Origin of the sequence: Streptomyces sp. UG1 (genome assembly GCF_049974585.1) — a bacterium.
GTDB lineage: Bacteria > Actinomycetota > Actinomycetes > Streptomycetales > Streptomycetaceae > Streptomyces.
Window position 1 is genome coordinate 224,642 of record NZ_JBNGGG010000004.1, and the last position, 18,256, is coordinate 242,897.

Here is an 18,256-nt window from a genome sequence, read left to right on the forward strand (position 1 = left end):
GGTGTATGGCCAAGACCCACCCCCGTACCTATCACCTCGTTGAAGTGATTCGGCTCACGCTGCCACACTGACTGATCGCGCCAACCGGCGCGTTAACCCCAACTTGGAGGCAGAAATGAGCAGTTCCCCTACATCCGGTGATACGTGGGCCCGGCGGATGCTGAAGGCCGTTGGTAACGCGGTCCGAGGGTTCCGCGGCAGGGCTCCGAAGTCCACTGGTGCCCAGTTGGTTTCCGCTGTCGCAGCGGTCGCCTTCTACCTGATCAGCGGAACCCTTGCGCTGGATGAACACTGCGCCGCTCCTGAGCATTCGATCGGCGTAGTAGAGACGGTGTGCCAGCGTCTCGACAATAAGTAACTACGGTTTGTCATTACATAGTTACGTGCGGGGCTCTACTGTCCCCGCGCACTCAGTTACCACTGGGGCGGGTCGTTGCGACGGCCCGCCCCTTTCACATCGGGAATGATCCGACGGGGTCGGGAGCCGCGGCGCCAGTCTCGGCGAGGATCGCCCGAACCTCGGTCTGTACCGCGATGTCGTCCCACTCGGGGTTAAGGATCTTGACCTTCGTCGCGGTCGACACAGCACCGGCGCGGTTGAGCAGGTCGAGCGTGGTCGCCGTCTGCTCGGCCGACTCCGCGACGCCGTCGCCGAACTCGACGCGCGGCCGGTCGGGCGTGATGCGGCTCCCGAACAGCTTCGCGTCGAGCAGCAACATGACGTGAATCATGTCGGCCACGCCATGTCGCCAATACCCGGCCTTCTTCCTGCGGGTGACCATGCTCCGGGCGTCGCGGCTGTCGACCTCGGTCGCAGTGACCGGCTGTCCCTCGCCGTCGAGGCCGAACGACTGGGGCGAGTAGCCGGCGGCCTGTGCGGCCTGCCGCATGATCGCCTCGGCCGTCTCGCGGTGCTCCGTGACCCTGATGTCGAACTGGTTCAGGGTGATACCGGCGCCCTCGTTCGGCGGCATCTTCAGGGAGTGCCAGACCTCGCGGTCGTCGTCGAACGACGCCCCGCGACCGGGCCCCTCGTTGCGTAGGTACCCATCGGGCACGATCAAGCGCGCGCGAGCGAGGCGGATGTCGCGGAGCCACGATGTCCATGTCTCGTCGAGGGCGTCGAACATGTCGTAGATCGGCGCGGCGTAGTCCGAGCGGCCGATCGGCGAACCGCGGTGCAGCCGGTTGGGCAGCATGTTGGGCACGTACGCGGCGGTGAGCTGCTGAATGCCGGTCGTGATGCTGTCGCCCTCGGCGTCGAGGCTGTCGACCAGGTCGGCCGTGTCGGGGTGCTCGGTGAGCGGCACCCGGCGGCCGACGTTCTCGCCGGTCCCCTCGTACAGGGCGTGCACAATGCGGCCGGGTTCGTGCCGCTCGAAGTGCCGCCACACGGTGGCCTCGGTCGAACCGTCCAGCTCGCGCCAGAAGTTGACGGCGCGCAGCATGCCGAATCGCCACTCGGGTACGGCGCCGTCGGGCTGCATGACGGTGAGCAGCGGGCGCGGCACTAGATCGCGGTCCCACGTCACCCGCAGGAACACCCCCGACAGGGCGGCGGCCTGCTCGGCGGCGCCGAGGAACACCTGTTGCACGCGGCCCTCGTCGAGCAGCTGGTCGAGCCGTTCCTGTGTGGCCGTGTCCTCGACGGTGATCGTCGGCATGTCGGCGAACAGCAGGTCGGCCGAGGTCGCCGCAATGTCGCCGGCGAGGGGGACGTGTAGCCGGTTGTCGCGCCGGTCGAGGCGATGCTCGAACGACCGGCGTCCCCACAGGCGGCGCCGCTCGGTGGGGCGCGGGTGGTTGGTGTAGACGCGGGCGAGGCGTTTCCGGTCGCCGCTGTACCACGCGTCGTCGATGCGCATCGCGTCGTAGTACGGGGCCCACGCCGAGGGGGGCCACGCGGCGCCGTTCTCAGGCAGGGGCATCGGTAGTCGCCTCCTGAAAGTGGGAGCAATCCATCGAAGGGTTCGGCAAAATATGTGATGTGGATCAGGGGATGGCAGCCCTGCTTGGGGCAGCAACCGGCGTCGTAGGCACTCTCGGAGCTGCGGTTCTGACCTATGGCACCGCGCGCCGACAGGGGCGAGATCAAGGCAATTGGCGCATAGTCAAGAGCTGCGAAAAGAACGCCGTGAGGCGTATTTGGCTTTCATTGCAGCGGTTGAGCCTGTAGATCGTGCAGCCCACAAATTGCTGCCTATTGACTACGGTGCGTACGTTAGCTCGGCGGGCCCGCCGGACCATGCATCTCTGCAAGGTCATTTGGAAACGCTCGATGCCGCAATACATGACTTGTACGCACAGTGGGCGAAAGTGGACCTAGTTGGTCCTAAGGAAGTGTCAGGTTTAGCTCTTGCGCTGTGGAATAAGGTGTGCGTTCTCGGTGAATTTTTGGAGGTGGTTCTAAAGGAAGGGGTCGAAGAGGAGATGTTTCGAGAATTCTGAGGTGAGCACTGTGCTGATGTGACGGAAAGCAAAATGAACTTTACTCAAGCGGCGCGCGCAGTTATGGAGTTCATCGATTGATCAGGAGCGGTGAGCAGGTGCCGCCATTCGTGCGCCGTCGAGTGGACGGCGTAGCGCAGTGCGTCGGCGCTGTGGTCGTCCACCTTCAACGGGGCGTCCTCGCCGCGCTCGGTGGCTTTCGGGTCCCAGCTGTAGCCGGGCAGTTCGGCGAGCAGCCCCTCGCACGACTCGTGCACGAGCAGGCGGCCGGCGGCGAGCAGGCTCGACACGCTGCGGACGCCGTCGGCAACCTCGTTCGAGGCACGGGCGAGGCCGGGGTGTCCGTCCTGCCAAAGCTGCGTTGAGAACGACGCGGCGCTCGGGTCGATGAACGTCCACTCGGGCACGATGCCGAGGTCGTCGAGCCACTTCCGGACGGCGGCGCTGTACTGCGCGTCGGTCATGCTGCGGTGCGTGGCGCGGGAGTCGTGCCGCCACTCGCCGGCGACGTACAGCCGGTCGTCGACTCCCTCGCCGAGTAGGATCGCCGAGAACGGGTTCGTGGTGCCGTAGTCGCACCCGAGCCAGTACCGGCGTATGTCCGGCAGCTGGTCGACGACGTGCCGGGACTCGTCCCACATGTCGTAGATGGCGCCCTCGGCGACGACCCACGCCCCATCGATCATGCGGCGGCGCCACAGGCCGACGTACTCGGCGGCGAGGTCGGCGACGTACTCGGGCGACAACGACGGGTTGTCGGCGAGCTTGAAATGCCACGCCCTGAGATTGAGTTCGTGGGCGCGGTCGATGTACCCGGTCTTGAGCCAGTGCCGGGGCGAGTCGGGGTTCGTGGTCGCGTACAGCCGCGCGCCGGGGACGGATAGGCGGGCGAGTAGCTGAGTCCAGAACCCTTCGGGGAGTAGCGTCGCCTCGTCGACGTAGGCGAGCTGCGCGGTAAGGCCACGTAGGCGGCCCTCGGCGCGTGCGTCGGCGGCGCCGATCAGGTGCACGGTGCGGCCGAGGATCGTCGCCGTCGTCGCCCCGCGGGTGTGCACGATGTGCTGGGCGAGGGGGCCGAACAACGCGCGGTCCTGTAGGGGCTCCAACACGTTGCGCTCGATCGTCTGCAACGACCGACCGACCACGATGATCAGGCCGGACGGTCCGGCCGTGGCGACGGCGATCACGAACGCCAGTAGCGAGGCGATCGTCTTTCCGCTGCGGACGCTGCCGTGCCATAGGTTGATACGGGCGGTCGCCTGTCCGATGCTGCGTAGCTGCTTGCGGGACAGGGGCAGACGGTCGAGGTCGAGCAACGCGGCTCACCCCCCGGCGTCGCCCCCGTCGTCGTGGGCCTGGTCGTCGTTGGCGGCCTGCGTCAGTGCCTCGCCGAGGGCGCCCAACATGCTGCGCACCTGCTCGGCGTTCTCTCCGCCCTCGGCCGGGGCGAGGCGTAGCGAGGTGCCGACGGCGGTCTGTACCGACGCGATGATCGCCCGTTGGTCGCCGAACCGGGGTTGCGGTAGGGGGGTCTCGTGCCACTCGCCCTCGCGGCCGGCGAACTCGCCGTGCACGGTGGGGGCCCATAGCTGGGCGCGTAGGCGCTCGGCGTCGCTCTGTAGGGCGAGGGCGAGGGCGGCGCGGCGCGCGGCGAGGTCGGCGGTCCGGACGCGGGTCGCGGCCTCGACCTGTGGGGCGCGGTCGAACGACAGGGGCGGGGCGAACGCGGCGGCGATCTTCGACACGGTCGAGGGCGACCGGTTGATCTCGCGAGCGATCTCGTTACGGGACTTGCCCGCGGTGTGCAACTCTCGCACGCGCCGACGGTCCTTGTCGGTGATGGGGCGGGCCATGGCTCACCCCCTGAAGTGCGGCGTCAGTTGTCCAACTTGGTCTGATGCCGCGCAGCTTCGCCGACGCCCCAATACGGCGCGAGGAACAGAGGAACGCCCTGTCTGAGGCGCCTACTTGTACAGAGACAACACTGTCGCGGTGGCACCGATGATGGTGAACAAGCCCACGATGAAGGCGCCGACAAGCCGAGTCCGCGTCCAGAACTTCCTGTCGCTTGCGCTCGCTCCGTTGACGCTGCTGCGTGCGTTCCCTGAGGACTGGGCGGCAGAGACATTGACGCTGGACCCGTCACCGTTGACGGTCACATGGACACCAGGTGAGCCCTCGGCGGCCGTGGGGATCGCTGGATCCTCGGGCAGGCTTGAGTGCAACTTGCCCACAAGGTCAGCCACGGTTGTACGCACCTGATTGAGGACACCCCTCAACGCTGCTTCGGAGACCGACCAGTACAGGGACTCGATCCGCTGCAGCCGATCCCCCGACGCGTAGTCGATGAGCTTGCCGAGTTCGACACCTCCTGGGATGCCGAATGGGACGGCCCCGCCGGCCTGCTTAGCGCTCTCGGCGAAGTTCTCGATCTCAGCGACGGCGTTCGTCAAGACGATCTCTTCGTTGATCGACTCCCGGGCGAAGTCGGGAATCTGGAGGGGGCTAACTCGCTGGCGGTAGACGTGGTGTGGTCCCTTCCAGCCGTTCACGTAGATGTGGGCGGGGACCGTCCGGTAGGCAGGTATGTGCTTCACTCCGGCCGTACCGTCGTAGCCGTGCAGTTCCTTGGCTGCCAACTCAGCGAGCTGCGTTGATCCGTTGCACTCGCCCAGGGAGACACACTTAAGCAGGACGTCGGACAGTGACTTGGCACCATCGAACACATCGCGCTCGATCTCCGCGAGGAGATCGCGCTGTCGTTGATTCATGGCGTCCATTATCCCGGCGGGTCCGCCCTTCAGGGGGCCCGCGGCACGGCATCGGATCAACGGAGCTGACGGGGATTCGGGCACGCCGGAGACGGCCCCAACTTTAGGTCACGAATCGATAACGGCGCAAGCGGGATCATCGCGGTGACGGGTGCGCCCCTGCGCGTACGCGGGGGCGCGATCGGTCGGCGCTGTCCAACGGTGGGGGCGGCTCGTGCTACGCCTGCTGAACGGGCACGCCGGGGATGGGGCCGGGGCGTCGCATTGAGGGCCCGCCCCCGGCGGCGGGTGCCGACGGGGGTGCGACGGGCGACGCCGGGTGTCCGACGGGGGGTGCCGACGGCTGCCGACGGGCGTCATACCCGCTGGTCGGGGCGGGCGTGGGCGTCGGACGGGTCGGGGTCATGGCGGGGTGTCGCTTGAGCTGGTAAGCGAGCAGGATCGGCGCCGTCCCGACGGGAACGACGCCCTCGGCCCATGCGGTGCGGTACTGGTCGGCAAGCTGTCGGACGGCGCGTCGGACGGCGTCAGACAGGTTGACGCCTGTACGCATGACGACGGCGAGGTCGGCGGCGAGCTGGTCGTCGACGCGGATCGACGGGCGGGTGCCGGGCTTGGGCGGGGTGGGCTGCTGGTTACGCTGTGCGGTAGCCATCTTGGGTCGCTCCTTGGTGGTCAGGGCCCGCCCATACGGTTTGTGAGGAACCGGGCGGGCCTGCTTCATGTGCGGGTCTACTGGGGGTCGCCGTTGTGGCGCTTGAGGTACTCAGCCCACCGTCGCCGGTCGACCTCGTCGCGCTCGGCCGTGTAGACGGCGGCAGCGTCGTCGCCCTCGTCGCCTTCCCACAGGAAGATGCGGGCGTGCTGGTCGCGGGCGCCGGTCTCGGCGAGCAGGCGTTCGCCGAGGCGCGGCAGATCGACCGGGATCGCGTTGACTGCGCCGTGCTCGCGGTCCGTCCACCCGTACCGGCCGTTGTCGGCGTCGAGCATGTCGATACGCCACGTGTACCGGGTGAGCGGGATAACGGCGCGGCGCTCCTTCTCCTGCCGGATGAACTGCGCGATCCGGCTCGACGTGTATCCCCCCCTGTCGGCGATCTTGTCGGGGTGCAAGCCCTCTTCGCGGGCCTTGTAGGCGATTCGCGGCATGGCGTCGGCGAGGGCGGCGGCCACACCCCGGATGATCCGTACGTCGGTGAGGCCGAACTCGTTGGAGAGGTCGTCGAGCAGGCGGTCGAGGTCGCCCTCTTTGGCGCGCTGGGGCTGGCTGGCATTGCGGTAGGCGCGGGCGACGCTGACGAGATTGCGGCGGTTAAGAGGGTCGGCCCGGTCGGTTGGCTGGTCGGTGGCGGCCTGGTCGGCGCTGTAACTGTCGATCACGCTGACGACGGCTCGCAGCATGACGTTTTCCAGTAGGGGACCTTCCCTCGCGGTGTCGAGCAGGTACTCGCGGAATGCGGCGAGTGTTGGTTCGGTGGTGGGCGGCTGATCGTTGCGCATCTCTGGCGCTCCTGTTGGTGCGGTGCGGTGCCCGCCCTCGGTCGAGGGCGGGCCGGTCGGGTGGCTACTGTGCGGCGCGGCCGACGAACAGGGCGCCCTGTTCGGCCGGGGCGTCGACGACGAACAGGGCGTCGGCGGCCTGGTGCTCGCCGATCCATGCGCCCCGCCACGTGCCCTCGGTGGCCTCGGCCTCGGTGACCATCTGGGCGCCGTACAGCGCTTCGGCACCCTCGACGGTTTCGATGCCGGCCTCGACCTGCTCGGCGTGCTCGACGGCGTCGACGGCGAACGCATTCGTCGCCACGGGGGCGGGGGCGTGGCCGGCGCGGTCGAGCCACACGCGGGCGGCGGTGCGCTGGGCGCGGGAAGTGCCAGCGGTGTCGAGCAGGCGCTCGGCGGCGCGGCTGATGGTGTGCAGGACGGCGACGGTCTTCGGCTCGATGACCAGCGTCCGGCCGCGGCCCCGGCGGGCGGCGTCGAGGGCGGCGCGGGTGTCGACGTCGAGCGGGGGTTCGACGGTGAGGTAGTCGGCGAGGGCGCCGGGGATCACGGTTGCCACAGTGTCGCTCCTGTGTCGGCGGGTGGTGCGCCGGGTGAGGTCCGGCGTTCCTGCCGGGGTGAGGGCCCGTCAGGAATCTCTACAGTAGCGGCTACTGCAACGGTTGCAGTAATCGTTACAGTAGGGCGTTATCGAACCGTGACCTTGCCGGATGGAGCGACGCCCCCGGGTGGCGCTCCCGGGGGCGTGCGGCCTGCTGCGGCCTATGTCGCGGGCGCGGTACGGCGGGCGTCGAGGGCGGTCAACAGGCCGACCAGGGCGGGCCCACGCCACGCCCGGCGGCCTCGCTCGACGTCGACCGGTGCCGGGCACGACGGGCCGGTCGAGCAGGTCGCCACGGCGGCCCGCGGGTCCCCTCCCCCGTTGTGCACGGTGATGCGGCCAGCGCGGCAGAACGGGCACGCGTCGTCGAGCGTGATCGTCCGGGGGGCGCGGCCGAGGGCGCCCTCGACGCGGCGGCGCGCGGTGCGGGCGACGTCGACGATCTGGTCGACCAGAGTCGCCGGGGTGGGGGCGAACAGGGCGCGGTCGGCCGGCTCGTCGTCGAGGGCGCGGCCCTCCAGCCATACGGCGGCCCAATGGAGGCCGAACACGCGTGATCCGGTCGAGGCGATCGTCGCCGGGCCCGCGTCGCGGTACGTGGGCACGTGCCACAAGCGCGGGTCGCTCGGGTCGCTGCCGAGGGTCCATCGGCCAGCGCGGTCGCGGGCGGGGAGCTGCACGCGCTCGGCGACGGCGTCGCACATGTCGAACACCTCGCGCTCGACGTCGAGGGCGGCGTCGAGGGCCCGCAGATCGGCCGGTGCCGGGTGCTCGCGGAGTATCAGGGGCAGACGGCCGACGGCGGCCTCGTCGAGGGCCTGGTCGTCGTCGAGGCGGTCGTCGGCGGCGAGCTGGTCGAGGAATCCGCGGCGCTCGTACGGCATCCATTCGGCGGCGCGCGGCGGCTCGGCAATCGCGGCGAGCAGGTCGCCCCACTGCTCGCGGACGGCGGCGAGGTCGGCGGCGGCCTGCTGGCCGGGGGCGGTTGTCATGCGTGCTGCTCCTGGTGCTCGTTGTCGACGGCGGCCCGGTCGCCGGCGAGGGCCTGCTCGATGCGGTCGGCGTAGATGGCGGCGGCGCCCTGGGGCGAGCCGGCGCGCATCCGTGCGGCGAGGGCGCGCACGCGCTCGACGGCCTGGGCGAGGGGCAACTCGGCGGCCATGGCGGCTCGGTCGGCGCGGCGGTCGCGGCGGGCGGCGAACCATGCGGTCCGGTACCGGTCGGCGCGGTGCCGCTGCGCGCTGGCCTCCTCGACGGCGGTCACGGTGTGGCAGCGCTCGCGGGCGAGGGCTATGTCGTGGTCGCGCTGCTGCTCGGCGAGGCGGGCCTCGGTCGAGTCGGCACGGTCGAGGATGCGGGCGTGCACGCGGGCGGCCACGGGGGACAGGCCGTCATGTTCGGCGACGGCGGCGAGGGCGTCGCCGAGACTCTGGGCGTTGCGGACGCGGGCGAGGACGGCGAGCACCTGGTCGACGCGCTCGCACGCCCCGCGGTGCCGGCGGCGTACCTCGGCGAGGGTGGCCTCGACGGGGGCGAGCTGCTTCTCGGCGGCGGTGGCGCGCTGCTCGGCCTCGACGATCGCGGCGTCGGCGGCCTCACGGTGCTTGGCGAGTGCCTGCGTGGTGCCTGCCATGGCACGGCGGTTCTCGTCGGCGAGGCGCTGTTCTTCCTGTGCGTGCTCGGCGAGTAGGGCACCCTCGGCCGGGGTGAGTACGCCACGGGTGGCGCGGGCGAGCAGGACGTCGACGACGGCCCGCCGGTCGGCGCGGTCGCGGTTGCGTCCCTTGGGGGCGCGCTGCTGGGGGCGGGGGCTCATGCGGGCGGGTGCTCCTGGTCGTCGTTGTGGTGGACGCGGCCGGGCTCGCCGGGACAGTGCCCACACAATCAGGCGGGCACTGGCGGCGAGGAGGACGACGGCGACGGCGAGGTTCGCCGCGACGGCGACGGCGGGGGTCACGGCTCGATCTGCTCGTTCGCTGCGCCCTCGGCGAGGGCCTGCTCGTCGGCGAGGCGGTCGGCGTACGTCCGGAGGGTGCGGCGGGCGTTGCTGTACCCGGTTAGTAGGCCGCGAGTTGAGCGGTTGAGTCCGAACCGGGTCCGGGTCTCGTTGTGCTCGACCTCGACCAGGGCGGCGAGCTGGCGGGCGTGCGCGGTCAGGATGATGCGGGCGGCGCCGAGGGCCTGCTCGGGGTTGCGGGGCGGCTCGGTGTCGAGCAGGACGTCGCGGAGCGTGGCGAGTACCTGGTCGCGATCGTTGCGGTTGAAGTCGAGGGCGGCGCGTACATCGGACGGGTCGAGCGGGGCCGTGGGTCGGCGGTCGTCGGCGGCCTGCTGCTCGTCGTCGGGAGACATGGCGGCGGCGAGGTGGTCGAGCAGGGCGTCGAGGCCGGCAGGGCGCTGCGCCTGACGTATGCCGCGGGCGAACGCCTCGGCGGCGCCGGCCCCCGCGGTGAGCATGGCCTCGGAAAGCGAGGTGGGCGCGTCGTGCACGGGGCACGGGCGGCCGGTGGCGAGGGCGGTCTCGCAACGGCCGGCCGGGCTGCCGAGGCTGTCGGCGAGCTGGCGCAGTACGGACGCGGCGACGGGGCGGGGGAGATTGCACGCCACTTCGGCAGGTCCCTCGTTCGGGACGGCGACGATCAGAGGGTGCGTGTCGAGCGAAGCAACGGCGACGGCGTCGGGAATGCGGGTCATGGTGGGTCGCTCCTGTGTCAGTGGTGGGTGGTACTCGCGTGCGCGCCCGCGCAGGGGGCGGCCCGCGTCCGGTCGCGGCGAGGGGTTAGAACGGGGGCTCGTTGCCGTATCCCTGTGTCGCCCACGGGTCGCCCTGAGGGGCGCCGTAGCCCTGTTGGGGGGCCTGCTGGCCGTATCCCTGGGCGCGCTGCTGGCCGTTCTGGGCGCTGTTCTTGGCGACGGCGGCGGTCGCGTTGCGCAGGGACGGGGCGACGTCCTCGGCCTGAATCTCGTACGACGACTTACGCTCGCCGTCCTTCTCGTACTGGCGCTGTCCGAGGCGGCCGACGACGATCACGCGGTCGCCGCGCTTGATGGACTCGGCGACGTTCTCGGCCTGCTGGCGCCACACGCTGACGGACAGAAACAGGGTGTCGCCGTCCTTCCATTCGTTCGTCTGGCGGTCGAACGTGCGGGGCGTCGAGGCGATCCGGAAGTTCGCCACGGCGGCGCCGGACGGGGTGAATCGCAACTCGGGATCGGCAACGACGTTGCCAACGACGGTGATCGGGGTCTCTCCAGCCATTACGCGGCGGTCCTCTCCGGGGTCGTGCGGGGGGTGATCGGGGCGACGGGGGCGAGCTGGAGCTCGCGGGTGCGGCGGGCGCGGTCGCGGGCGCACGCGCGGCACTTGCGCATCCCGTTGGGGTGCGACGGGGGGTAGCTCACGTGGACATTGGCCGGGTCGGTGAGGTCGTGGCCGTTCACGCACCTGGTGCGGCGGGCGTTGACGGCCGACGGGCCGGTCGAGCGGAGCACGTTGGTTCGGTGGTCGACGGGGTCGAGGTGGTCGTCGGCGACGCATCGGCGGACGCTGCACAGGTGGTCGAGTTCGAGGCCGGCCGGTATGGGCCCGCGGGCCTGCTCGAACGACCAGCGGTGGGCGGGGACGACTCGGCCGTCGACCCAAAAGCGGCCGTATCCGTCTCGGTCGAGGGACGTCTCAGGCCACAGGCGACATGGGGTGTTCGGGGTGTCGGGGCCGGCGGGGATGGGTCCGGGGGTCGTCTTGGCGGCGAAACGCTCGGCCGGGGTCGCGGTAGTGCGAGCCATCGGGGACGTACCTCCGGGGGATGTGTGGCGACCTACGGGACGTGCTTTCGAGACAGAAAACTGTCTGTCAAGACAGAAAGTTAGCAGGTGGGGAGGCGCCATGTCGCGGGGCATACGCCCCCTGTCCGGGGTCTCAGGCTGAGTGCTGCTTGGCCTGGTTGAGCGGGGCGAGCGTCCACCCCTCGGCGCGTAGGTCAGCCACGATGCGGACGACGGTGGCCTCGGGGCCGTCGTGCTCGCGCTGCGCGTCTTCGACGGCGGCGAGGACGACCGCGAGGGCGGCGCCGGGAATCATTGCTGCGCCCCGGTAATGTGCCGGGCGCGCTGCCGGTGCTCGGGCCGAACGATGGCGGGCGGGTTCATCAGGGTGCGGGCGTCGCGGCGGGCCTCGGCGGCGAGGCGCCGGCGGCGGGCGTCGGCCTCGGCCTGCTCGCGGGCGGCCTGCTCGGCGGCGCGGCGGCCGGCCTGGGCGCGGGCGTCCATCCGTGCGAGCCACGTGCGGTGACGGTCGTCGGCGTCGGGGCGGTACCCGGGCGGGGTCGGCGGGTGGCCGGCGGTGGCGAGCTGCTGCTCGGCGTCGCGCTCGGCGAGCTGTGCGGCGCCGTCGACCTCGCGGAGCGTGCGCCACGTGTCCCACCCGGTGTGTTCCTGGAAGATCACATATGCGCCCTTGTCGGCGAGTTCGGTCACCTTGCGGCGGGCGCGCTTGCGGTCCGACGTCCGGATCACGACCGGGTCGTCGGGGCGGTGGTCCCAACTGGCCTCGACGCGCCAAAGGGTGACGTTCTTCGTCCGGTCGGTGGGCACGGCGCGGCGGCGGTGGGTGCGGGCCTGCTTTGGGGTCGGGCTCATGCTGCGGTCTCCTGCTCCTGGCGGCGGGCGTGGTGTGCCTGGGCGTCCTCGACGCGGCACGGGTGCGGGTCCTTGCGGGCGCGGTATCCGACGGCATCGGTCTTGGGGTTGACGCGCCGGCCGCGGCACGGCTTGCCCTCGGGCGCCTGGCACCACGTGCACGGGACGTCGAGGGCGTCGGGGAGGTTGGCGGCGGCCAGACGCTCGCGGGCGGCGCGGTGCGGCCGGTACTCGGCGAGGGCTTCGGCGACGCTGCGGGGCATGTACTCGCCGAGGGCGGCGAGGCGACGCTCGACCTGGGCGGCGGCCGGGCCCGCGGTGAGGGCGCGGTGCGTGGTCGGGGCCTGCTGGCCGGCGGCGACGGCGGCGCGCTCGGCTCGCAGTGCCGCGACATAGGCGTCGCCGGTCTCGTCGTCCGGGTCGATCTCAGGGTGCGCGGTGGGCTCGAACGTGCCCACGTGCCGACTCATCACGTCGGCCTTGTGGGCGTGCCACGGACGGGACACGTCCGACGGCTGGATGCGGTAGGGGTTGCGGGCGATGTAGTCGCGGGCGACGCGGGCGGCGTCCCACCCGTGCGCGGTGGCGGGGACGTCGGAAAGCAGGTCGCACCACTGGGCGAGCCGCTCGGCGGCGGCGGCCTGGTCGTCGAGGGCGAGCCGGGGGTCGAGCTTGACGACGTAGGCGATCAGGGCGGCGACTTCGCGGGGGGTCACGGCTGAGCCTCCATGGCGGCGAGGGCTTCGGCGAGGTAGTCGGCGGACTGGGCGACGCGTCCGCGGGGCTGGGCGCGGTCGAGCGGGATCACGTTCGAGGCGGGCCGGACCGGGGCGGCGGCCGGAACGGTGCCGGGCGCGGGGGCGGGCGGTAGGGCCTGCCACGTCCGCAGGAAGTAGCGGGCGTGAGCGACGCCGTTCCGGGCTCGCTGGGCGGCCTGTACGGCGGCGGCGGCGAGCATGTCGGGCCCGCTGCGCTTGATCAGGGCGTCGACGACGAACCACTCGGCCGGGGTGAGAGTCCATGCCGGGTAGATCTCGGCGGCGCTGATCCGGTCGACGACCGTGCGGGCGAACTCCGGGATCACTGCGACCTCGCGCCCGCGCTCCCTCACTCCTTCACTCACTCCCTCTATGGGTGAGTGATGGGGGCCGAAATCCGGCCCCATAGGGGGCCGAATCTCGGTCCCAAAGAGGGTGTCGGGGGTATCGGCGGGGGGACCGGACTCCGGCCCGGTAAGGGGGCCGGGATTCGGCCCGGTAGCGGGGAGGGGGCCGGATTCCGGCCCGGGGGGCGTCTCGGCTATGGGGCCGGATTCCGGTCCGGTGGCGCGGTGGATGCGGAGGTACCCGACGGCCCCGGGGATCTTGTACCGGGTCGCGCGGCTGCCCTGGGCGGGCTCGTCCTCGACCAGTTCGCCACTGGCGAGGGCGGCGTCGACGGCGGCCCGCGTCGTCGAGCGTGACGCGGCGAGCCGGCGCATGAACTCGGCCGTGCCCATGCGGGCGGTGGCCTCGGGCCCGGTGGTGGCGTCGGCGACGGCGAGCAGGACTAGGCGGGCGTTCCCGCGCGACTTCGCGCGGGTCCACACCCAATCCATGGCGTCGAGGGTCACGGGGTGTCGCTCCTGTCGTGCTGGGGCCCGGGGGCGAGGGCGGCCTCGCCCCCGGGGCCTCACGGGGTCGCGCGGCGGTGGGTGCGCGAGGGTTGGTGGTCGTCGCACTTCCAGCCGCACGGGTAGGGCCGGGCGGGCTGGGCGTGGCATCGGGGGTTGCCGTCCTCGCACGACGGCGGCGGCTTGTCCTCGCGGGGCGGGGCGGTCATGCGGCCGTGCCGTAGCGCTCGGCGAGGATCTGCTCGGCGGCCTGCTCGCCGAGGAACTGCGTGTACGCCGGCGGTATGGCCTCGGTGAGTTCGTGACGCACGTCGGTCCACGTGATCCGCATTGCGGTCTGCATCTCGGCGACGGTGGCCTTACCGCCCCCGTTGCCGTACGCGGCGACGTACGGGCCGTCGTAGTGCTTGCCGTGCCGGTGTCCGCGGACGCGGCCCCGGTGCGGCGTGTGGGGCAGTGCGAGGGGGAACCATCCGTGCGCCTCGAACTTGCGGTGCCGCAGGATCGGCAAACCGAACATCGTGCCGCACAGAACGACATCGGGGCGCGCGTCCGGGTTCTCGATCACGTACGGCCGGCCTGCGGCGAACATCGCCTCGCGGCCGGGCGCGGTCAGGTTCGGGTACCGGTCGCGCAAGTGCCGGTTGGTGCCCTTGGTGATCGCGGCGCCGTACTGGCACGGCCACGACGCGTGTATCAGGTCGTACTCGTGGCCGTGGGCCCGTATGTACTCGATCGCGTCGCCGCGGATGAACGGGAACGGGTAGTTCGGCTGCTCGTCCTTGTCGATACCCACGACGTCCCACCCGGCGAGGTACCAACCCATGCCGGCACCCCCCGCGCAGCAACAGGCGTCGAGGACGGTAAGGCCGTTCCACGGGCGAGCCGGGAGAGGGAAACCGGTCCGGCTTGATGCCTGGGAGTGGTCCAACTGTCCGGGCACGTGGACGGTGCCCGGACGGTCGAGGACGGCGGCCGTCACTGCTCGGCCTCCGCGGTGGGCGGGGTGGGCGCGGCCGGGGCGAGGGCGGGCAGATGCTCGACCAGGGCGCCCGCACGCCACGCGGCGGCGACCAGGCCGCGGCCGTCGGTCGGCTGGGCCTTGCTGCCTCGGGTGTAGGTGAGCCGGTGCGAGGCGGCCCTCGACGGCTTCAACTCGACGCCGGGCACGTCGTGCACCTCGCCCGAAACGGGGTCGACGTACTTCGCGGTACCGGCGGCGGTCGCCTCGGCGAGCACCTTGCCGGCGAAACCGGGGCGTACGGCGGTCACGACCTTGGCGGGCACGAACTCGACGACGTGCTCGGTGGGGTAGTGGTCCCTGACCCATACGCGGAACGACTCGGCGTCGACGACCTGGGCCTCGCGCTCGCCCCCCTGCCGGGACGACGAACCAACCTTCGTCCCGTCGGGAAGCAACGCGTCGAACTTCGTCGTGCCGCCAGCCTGGTACGCCTGGTCGAGTAGGTCGTCGGCGGTGGCCTTGGCGTCCTTGTACGCGCTCTTGACCTCGTCGAGCAGGGCGCCGAGCACTGCCTGACGGGTCACGGCGTCGCGGACCTCGACCGGGTCGGGCGCGGTCTGCTTGCCCTCGGTCTGCTGGGGCTCGGTCTGCTCGGTCACTTCGTGCCGCCGTTTTCGATCATGGCGCGGAACGCGTCGAGTTGCTGGGCGCCGGCCTGGGCGATCGGGAGTCCGTAGACGCGCTCGAAATCGGCGTCGAGGGTGGGGAGGTTCGCGCGGGACGCGGCGAGCCTGAGCGCGTTCTCGGCTTCCGCGGCGGCGGCCTCCGGGCTCTTGGGCGTGCTCGGCGGCGGCGCCTGCTCGCCCTGCGGCGAGGCTTGCGGAGTGCCCTGCTGGGGCTGCTGTCCCTGCTGCTGCCCCTGGGCGGCGCCCCGCTTGCGGGCGGCGACGGCGTCGAGCTTGGCGAGGTAGTCGGCCGGGGCGCCGGCCTGTACGGCGGCGGCCCTGATCTTGTCGAACTGCTCGGGGGAGTTGGCGCGCTCGGCGTGCGCGAGGTAGTCGGTCCGCGGGTGCTGTCCCTGGGCGGGCGGCTGCTCCCACGGGCCGGGTTCGGCGCGGTTGCTGCGACGCTGCTGTGGCCCGCGCTGCTGGCGCTGCTGGTTGCGCTGCTGGCGCTCGGCGCGGTGCTCGGCCGGCGGCTCGACGGGGTGATCGCGGTCGCCGTCATCGATGCTGCGGCCGTCAACGGGGATCATGAACAGGGTGAACAACAGGTACTTGAGTGCCGCGGACTGGGCCTTGTTCGTGGCCTTGTCGGCGAAATCGCTCGCCTCGCCCGGCACTTCGGCGGTAAGGCAGTCACCCGCAGGCCCGTAGACGTGGTACCGCATGGTGATGTTGACGTGCGTCATCTTCTCGCCGCGGCGCTCGGCGTGATGCTCGGCGATGCTCGGCAGGATGAACAGGCCGTGCGCACGCATCGGGCCCGCCATGGCCGACATAGCGTCGTCGACTCCGCGGAACTTGTACCGCTGCTGCTGGTTCTCCTTGTCCTTGGCGACGGGCATCACGTCGCGCATGACGGCGGCGATCGCGGCGAACACTCGGGGCGTGCCGTCGGGGGTGCCGGCCGGGGCGGGCTGGTAGATCGGTGCCGCGACCGGTGCCGCGGGCGTCGGCGCGGCCGGGACGTTGGGCAGGGGCAGGGCGGTGACGGTCACGGGCGGGCGTTCCTGTTCTGTGCGGTGCGATGGCGTATGTGGGCGGCGGTCCGGGTGATGCGGCCGGCGAGGGTGATCGCGTCGTCGGGGGCGAGCAGGGGGTCGAGGGTGACGGCGGCCGGGCAGCCGTCGAGCAGGGCCTCGCGGGTGGCGTCGGCCTCGGCGGCGCGCATGGCGCGGCCGTAGTCGGTGGCGTCGTCGCTGCACATCGCGTAGTCGAGGGCGACGACGCTCGCGGCGTGGGCGGCGAGCAGGCGGCCGACGGTGTCGGGGTCCTGGGCGTGGGCGAGGGCGAGTTCGTCGAGCAGGGGGTCGACGTGCTCAGCGAGCGTGAGGCGGACGGCGAGGCCGTCGGCACTGAGTTGGGGCCTCACTGGCGGGCCTCCGGCGCGGTGTCGAGGCCGAGGTCGGCCGGCGCGGCCGGTTCGTCGACGGTGAGGCCGCCGGTTCGGGCGTCGTACGTGCGGGCGCGGGTCCAATCGGCCTCGGGAAACGCTCGGCTGAGCAGGCCGTAGGCGGCGCGGCGCTGCTCGGCCGTGGTGGGTAGGGCGCCGGCCTCGGCGTCCAGGACGACGGCCCGGGTCTCGCGGCCGTTGTGCGTGGTCGGCGTGGTGTGCACGCGGAGCGTGCCCGGGGCAATTTGGTTGAGCTGGCGGGCGACGACGCGGACGAACCGCGTACGGGCGCGGGCCCTCTGCACTCCCTTGATGAACTGGGCAGCTCGGGGGCGGGGGCGCTGTGTACGCTGCGGGGTGTTCACGATCGGTACCTCTCGGGGTTCGGTCGGGGAGGGCCGTCCGGGTCGCGTCCGGGCGGCCCTCGCGCGTTGTCAGGCGGCGGCGCGGCGCGCGGCGGCGGGCGCCTGCTGGCGCTGCTGGCGTTCGATGCGGCGCAGCCTCAGCTCTGTCTCGGGGGCGAGGCGGCCGGCGGCGCGGTCGCGGGCGATCCGGGCACAGGCGCGGTCGAATACCTGGCGCGCGTTGGCGAACGCCACCTCGCGCGGGATCACGGGGGTCGGGGCGGTCATGCCGCGGCCTGCTCGGTGTGAGCGGCCGGGTTCGCCTGCTTGAGCAGGCCGGATGCCGATATGCCGTACTCGGCTTCGACGGCAGCGGCGACGCGGGCGCTGGGCGCGGTCTTGCCGGTCCACAAACGCCATGCGGTGGCGGGGGCAACCTTCAGGCGGGCTGCGAGGTCTGTGTAATGCCGGTCGCCTTTGTCGCTGGCAACTGCCTGCAAGTGGGCACGGTCGTACATGGGGCCGGTCCTTTCTGGCCAGACAGATGATCTGTCGAGACAGAAAGTAACAGCTATCTTTCAGGAGTGAAAGCTAGTTGCCAGTGAGCAGGCAGTGACAAGGAGTTGTTTTACGTTGACAGGGGGGCGGTGCCCGAGCAGAATCGAACTCCAGTTCGGCCGGGCATATGCCCAGGTCAAACGGTGTCGCTACGGGCTAAGGGGGTGTCAAGTAGTGCGACCCACCATGTTCCACCAACGGTCTGTCTCGCGAGACAGCTACGCGCTACATTTCACCCATGAAAAACAGCAAGCGCGACGCGGGCGAGCCATCCCCGCAGTTCAAGCAGTGGCTACACGACCAGCTCACCGCCCGCGGCTTCGACCTGTCCGGCCCACGCAGCGGCGGCCGAAGCAGGTTCGCCGAACGATCCGGCATCAGTCCATCCACAGTCGGTCGACTCCTCGACGGCAAGCGCGTCACAGACATGGACGTCTTTGCGCGCCTCGCCGAGGCGATCGGCGTCCCCCTCGGCGAGGTGCTGGTACGTGCCGGGATCTTGACTGAAGGCCAGCTAGCGGGCGTCAGGAGCCCGGAGACGGGACCGCGCCGCATCACACCGGAACAGGCCGCCGAAGAACTCGGCATCCAGGACGAGCAGAAAAAGGCCCTGTTCGTCTCGATGACCGAGACCTTGCAGCGGCAACCACCCCCCGGCACAGGCGAGGGGAATCTCGCAGAGCACTAATGCACGGAGGCATCAAA

The 18,256-nt window shown here is 71.2% G+C and carries 25 protein-coding genes; 1 reads left to right on the forward strand and 24 read right to left on the reverse strand.

Annotation, left to right across the window (positions count from 1 at the left end; all coding sequences use genetic code 11):
- Positions 1 to 452: 452 nt before the first annotated feature.
- The 24 genes from ACP4J3_RS06550 to ACP4J3_RS06665 form a co-directional block, all read right to left on the reverse strand.
- Positions 453 to 1,928: a phage portal protein gene (locus ACP4J3_RS06550; RefSeq protein WP_426531333.1), complete on the reverse strand. Its 1,476-nt coding sequence runs from the start codon at positions 1,926 to 1,928 to the stop codon at positions 453 to 455.
- A gap of 564 nt (positions 1,929 to 2,492) precedes the next feature.
- Entirely contained in the window at positions 2,493 to 3,764 is a 1,272-nt protein-coding gene (locus ACP4J3_RS06555) for a PBSX family phage terminase large subunit (protein WP_426531335.1), read from the reverse strand.
- 6 nt (positions 3,765 to 3,770) lie between these two features.
- Positions 3,771 to 4,301, reverse strand: coding sequence for a helix-turn-helix domain-containing protein (locus tag ACP4J3_RS06560; protein ID WP_426531337.1), 531 nt, complete (start codon positions 4,299 to 4,301; stop codon positions 3,771 to 3,773).
- A 111-nt stretch (positions 4,302 to 4,412) separates the two neighbouring features.
- A complete protein-coding gene (locus tag ACP4J3_RS06565; RefSeq protein WP_426531339.1) occupies positions 4,413 to 5,219 on the reverse strand; it encodes a hypothetical protein in 807 nt (268 codons plus the stop codon).
- Positions 5,220 to 5,436: 217 nt separating this feature from the next.
- On the reverse strand, positions 5,437 to 5,874 hold the full coding sequence (locus ACP4J3_RS06570; protein ID WP_426531341.1) for a ribbon-helix-helix domain-containing protein: 438 nt from the start codon (positions 5,872 to 5,874) through the stop codon (positions 5,437 to 5,439).
- 77 nt (positions 5,875 to 5,951) lie between these two features.
- Entirely contained in the window at positions 5,952 to 6,719 is a 768-nt protein-coding gene (locus ACP4J3_RS06575) for a hypothetical protein (RefSeq protein ID WP_426531343.1), read from the reverse strand.
- A 64-nt stretch (positions 6,720 to 6,783) separates the two neighbouring features.
- On the reverse strand, positions 6,784 to 7,278 hold the full coding sequence (locus tag ACP4J3_RS06580; protein WP_426531345.1) for a hypothetical protein: 495 nt from the start codon (positions 7,276 to 7,278) through the stop codon (positions 6,784 to 6,786).
- Positions 7,279 to 7,481: 203 nt separating this feature from the next.
- Complete coding sequence (locus ACP4J3_RS06585; RefSeq protein WP_426531347.1) at positions 7,482 to 8,312, reverse strand: hypothetical protein; 831 nt, start codon at positions 8,310 to 8,312, stop codon at positions 7,482 to 7,484.
- Positions 8,309 to 9,136: a hypothetical protein gene (locus tag ACP4J3_RS06590; protein WP_426531349.1), complete on the reverse strand. Its 828-nt coding sequence runs from the start codon at positions 9,134 to 9,136 to the stop codon at positions 8,309 to 8,311. Before ACP4J3_RS06590 ends, ACP4J3_RS06585 begins: the two co-directional genes overlap by 4 nt.
- A gap of 137 nt (positions 9,137 to 9,273) precedes the next feature.
- Positions 9,274 to 10,014: a hypothetical protein gene (locus ACP4J3_RS06595; protein WP_426531351.1), complete on the reverse strand. Its 741-nt coding sequence runs from the start codon at positions 10,012 to 10,014 to the stop codon at positions 9,274 to 9,276.
- An 85-nt stretch (positions 10,015 to 10,099) separates the two neighbouring features.
- Positions 10,100 to 10,579, reverse strand: coding sequence for a single-stranded DNA-binding protein (locus ACP4J3_RS06600; protein ID WP_426531353.1), 480 nt, complete (start codon positions 10,577 to 10,579; stop codon positions 10,100 to 10,102).
- Positions 10,579 to 11,106: an HNH endonuclease signature motif containing protein gene (locus ACP4J3_RS06605; protein ID WP_426531355.1), complete on the reverse strand. Its 528-nt coding sequence runs from the start codon at positions 11,104 to 11,106 to the stop codon at positions 10,579 to 10,581. The genes ACP4J3_RS06600 and ACP4J3_RS06605 overlap by 1 nt, the downstream gene beginning before the upstream one ends.
- 133 nt (positions 11,107 to 11,239) lie before the next feature.
- Entirely contained in the window at positions 11,240 to 11,401 is a 162-nt protein-coding gene (locus ACP4J3_RS06610; protein WP_426531357.1) for a hypothetical protein, read from the reverse strand.
- Positions 11,398 to 11,958 (reverse strand): hypothetical protein, encoded by a 561-nt coding sequence (locus ACP4J3_RS06615; RefSeq protein ID WP_426531359.1) that lies wholly within the window; start codon positions 11,956 to 11,958, stop codon positions 11,398 to 11,400. The genes ACP4J3_RS06610 and ACP4J3_RS06615 overlap by 4 nt, the downstream gene beginning before the upstream one ends.
- Positions 11,955 to 12,674 (reverse strand): zinc finger domain-containing protein, encoded by a 720-nt coding sequence (locus ACP4J3_RS06620; RefSeq protein WP_426531361.1) that lies wholly within the window; start codon positions 12,672 to 12,674, stop codon positions 11,955 to 11,957. Before ACP4J3_RS06620 ends, ACP4J3_RS06615 begins: the two co-directional genes overlap by 4 nt.
- Complete coding sequence (locus ACP4J3_RS06625) at positions 12,671 to 13,570, reverse strand: hypothetical protein (RefSeq protein WP_426531363.1); 900 nt, start codon at positions 13,568 to 13,570, stop codon at positions 12,671 to 12,673. Before ACP4J3_RS06625 ends, ACP4J3_RS06620 begins: the two co-directional genes overlap by 4 nt.
- Before the next feature lie 59 nt (positions 13,571 to 13,629).
- Positions 13,630 to 13,779, reverse strand: coding sequence for a hypothetical protein (locus ACP4J3_RS06630; protein ID WP_426531365.1), 150 nt, complete (start codon positions 13,777 to 13,779; stop codon positions 13,630 to 13,632).
- On the reverse strand, positions 13,776 to 14,396 hold the full coding sequence (locus ACP4J3_RS06635) for a DNA methylase (protein WP_426531367.1): 621 nt from the start codon (positions 14,394 to 14,396) through the stop codon (positions 13,776 to 13,778). The genes ACP4J3_RS06630 and ACP4J3_RS06635 overlap by 4 nt, the downstream gene beginning before the upstream one ends.
- 152 nt (positions 14,397 to 14,548) lie before the next feature.
- A complete protein-coding gene (locus tag ACP4J3_RS06640) occupies positions 14,549 to 15,193 on the reverse strand; it encodes a hypothetical protein (protein WP_426531369.1) in 645 nt (214 codons plus the stop codon).
- Positions 15,190 to 16,254, reverse strand: coding sequence for an ERF family protein (locus ACP4J3_RS06645; protein ID WP_426531371.1), 1,065 nt, complete (start codon positions 16,252 to 16,254; stop codon positions 15,190 to 15,192). Before ACP4J3_RS06645 ends, ACP4J3_RS06640 begins: the two co-directional genes overlap by 4 nt.
- Entirely contained in the window at positions 16,251 to 16,628 is a 378-nt protein-coding gene (locus ACP4J3_RS06650; RefSeq protein WP_426531373.1) for a hypothetical protein, read from the reverse strand. Before ACP4J3_RS06650 ends, ACP4J3_RS06645 begins: the two co-directional genes overlap by 4 nt.
- Positions 16,625 to 17,014: a hypothetical protein gene (locus tag ACP4J3_RS06655; protein WP_426531375.1), complete on the reverse strand. Its 390-nt coding sequence runs from the start codon at positions 17,012 to 17,014 to the stop codon at positions 16,625 to 16,627. The genes ACP4J3_RS06650 and ACP4J3_RS06655 overlap by 4 nt, the downstream gene beginning before the upstream one ends.
- A 69-nt stretch (positions 17,015 to 17,083) precedes the next feature.
- Positions 17,084 to 17,281 carry a hypothetical protein gene (locus ACP4J3_RS06660; protein ID WP_426531377.1) on the reverse strand — a complete coding sequence of 66 codons (198 nt, stop codon included), beginning with the start codon at positions 17,279 to 17,281 and terminating at the stop codon, positions 17,084 to 17,086.
- Complete coding sequence (locus tag ACP4J3_RS06665) at positions 17,278 to 17,511, reverse strand: XRE family transcriptional regulator (protein ID WP_426531379.1); 234 nt, start codon at positions 17,509 to 17,511, stop codon at positions 17,278 to 17,280. The genes ACP4J3_RS06660 and ACP4J3_RS06665 overlap by 4 nt, the downstream gene beginning before the upstream one ends.
- 278 nt (positions 17,512 to 17,789) lie before the next feature.
- Here ACP4J3_RS06665 and ACP4J3_RS06670 point away from each other — a divergent pair, with 278 nt between their 5' ends.
- Positions 17,790 to 18,239: a helix-turn-helix domain-containing protein gene (locus ACP4J3_RS06670; protein ID WP_426531381.1), complete on the forward strand. Its 450-nt coding sequence runs from the start codon at positions 17,790 to 17,792 to the stop codon at positions 18,237 to 18,239.
- Positions 18,240 to 18,256 lie beyond the last annotated feature (17 nt).

What these genes read in the sequence shown, in the direction of transcription:
- ACP4J3_RS06595 (WP_426531351.1), bottom strand. Translation starts at nt 10,014, where the DNA reads ATGACCCGCATTCCCGACGCCGTCGCCGTTGCTTCGCTCGACACGCAC.
- ACP4J3_RS06665 (WP_426531379.1), bottom strand. Translation starts at nt 17,511, where the DNA reads ATGTACGACCGTGCCCACTTGCAGGCAGTTGCCAGCGACAAAGGCGAC.
- ACP4J3_RS06615 (WP_426531359.1), bottom strand. Translation starts at nt 11,958, where the DNA reads ATGAGCCCGACCCCAAAGCAGGCCCGCACCCACCGCCGCCGCGCCGTG.
- ACP4J3_RS06600 (WP_426531353.1), bottom strand. Translation starts at nt 10,579, where the DNA reads ATGGCTGGAGAGACCCCGATCACCGTCGTTGGCAACGTCGTTGCCGAT.
- ACP4J3_RS06590 (WP_426531349.1), bottom strand. Translation starts at nt 9,136, where the DNA reads ATGAGCCCCCGCCCCCAGCAGCGCGCCCCCAAGGGACGCAACCGCGAC.
- ACP4J3_RS06630 (WP_426531365.1), bottom strand. Translation starts at nt 13,779, where the DNA reads ATGACCGCCCCGCCCCGCGAGGACAAGCCGCCGCCGTCGTGCGAGGAC.
- ACP4J3_RS06570 (WP_426531341.1), bottom strand. Translation starts at nt 5,874, where the DNA reads ATGGCTACCGCACAGCGTAACCAGCAGCCCACCCCGCCCAAGCCCGGC.
- ACP4J3_RS06550 (WP_426531333.1), bottom strand. Translation starts at nt 1,928, where the DNA reads ATGCCCCTGCCTGAGAACGGCGCCGCGTGGCCCCCCTCGGCGTGGGCC.
- ACP4J3_RS06575 (WP_426531343.1), bottom strand. Translation starts at nt 6,719, where the DNA reads ATGCGCAACGATCAGCCGCCCACCACCGAACCAACACTCGCCGCATTC.
- ACP4J3_RS06660 (WP_426531377.1), bottom strand. Translation starts at nt 17,281, where the DNA reads ATGACCGCCCCGACCCCCGTGATCCCGCGCGAGGTGGCGTTCGCCAAC.
- ACP4J3_RS06585 (WP_426531347.1), bottom strand. Translation starts at nt 8,312, where the DNA reads ATGACAACCGCCCCCGGCCAGCAGGCCGCCGCCGACCTCGCCGCCGTC.
- ACP4J3_RS06610 (WP_426531357.1), bottom strand. Translation starts at nt 11,401, where the DNA reads ATGATTCCCGGCGCCGCCCTCGCGGTCGTCCTCGCCGCCGTCGAAGAC.
- ACP4J3_RS06670 (WP_426531381.1), top strand. Translation starts at nt 17,790, where the DNA reads ATGAAAAACAGCAAGCGCGACGCGGGCGAGCCATCCCCGCAGTTCAAG.
- ACP4J3_RS06565 (WP_426531339.1), bottom strand. Translation starts at nt 5,219, where the DNA reads ATGAATCAACGACAGCGCGATCTCCTCGCGGAGATCGAGCGCGATGTG.
- ACP4J3_RS06605 (WP_426531355.1), bottom strand. Translation starts at nt 11,106, where the DNA reads ATGGCTCGCACTACCGCGACCCCGGCCGAGCGTTTCGCCGCCAAGACG.
- ACP4J3_RS06635 (WP_426531367.1), bottom strand. Translation starts at nt 14,396, where the DNA reads ATGGGTTGGTACCTCGCCGGGTGGGACGTCGTGGGTATCGACAAGGAC.
- ACP4J3_RS06560 (WP_426531337.1), bottom strand. Translation starts at nt 4,301, where the DNA reads ATGGCCCGCCCCATCACCGACAAGGACCGTCGGCGCGTGCGAGAGTTG.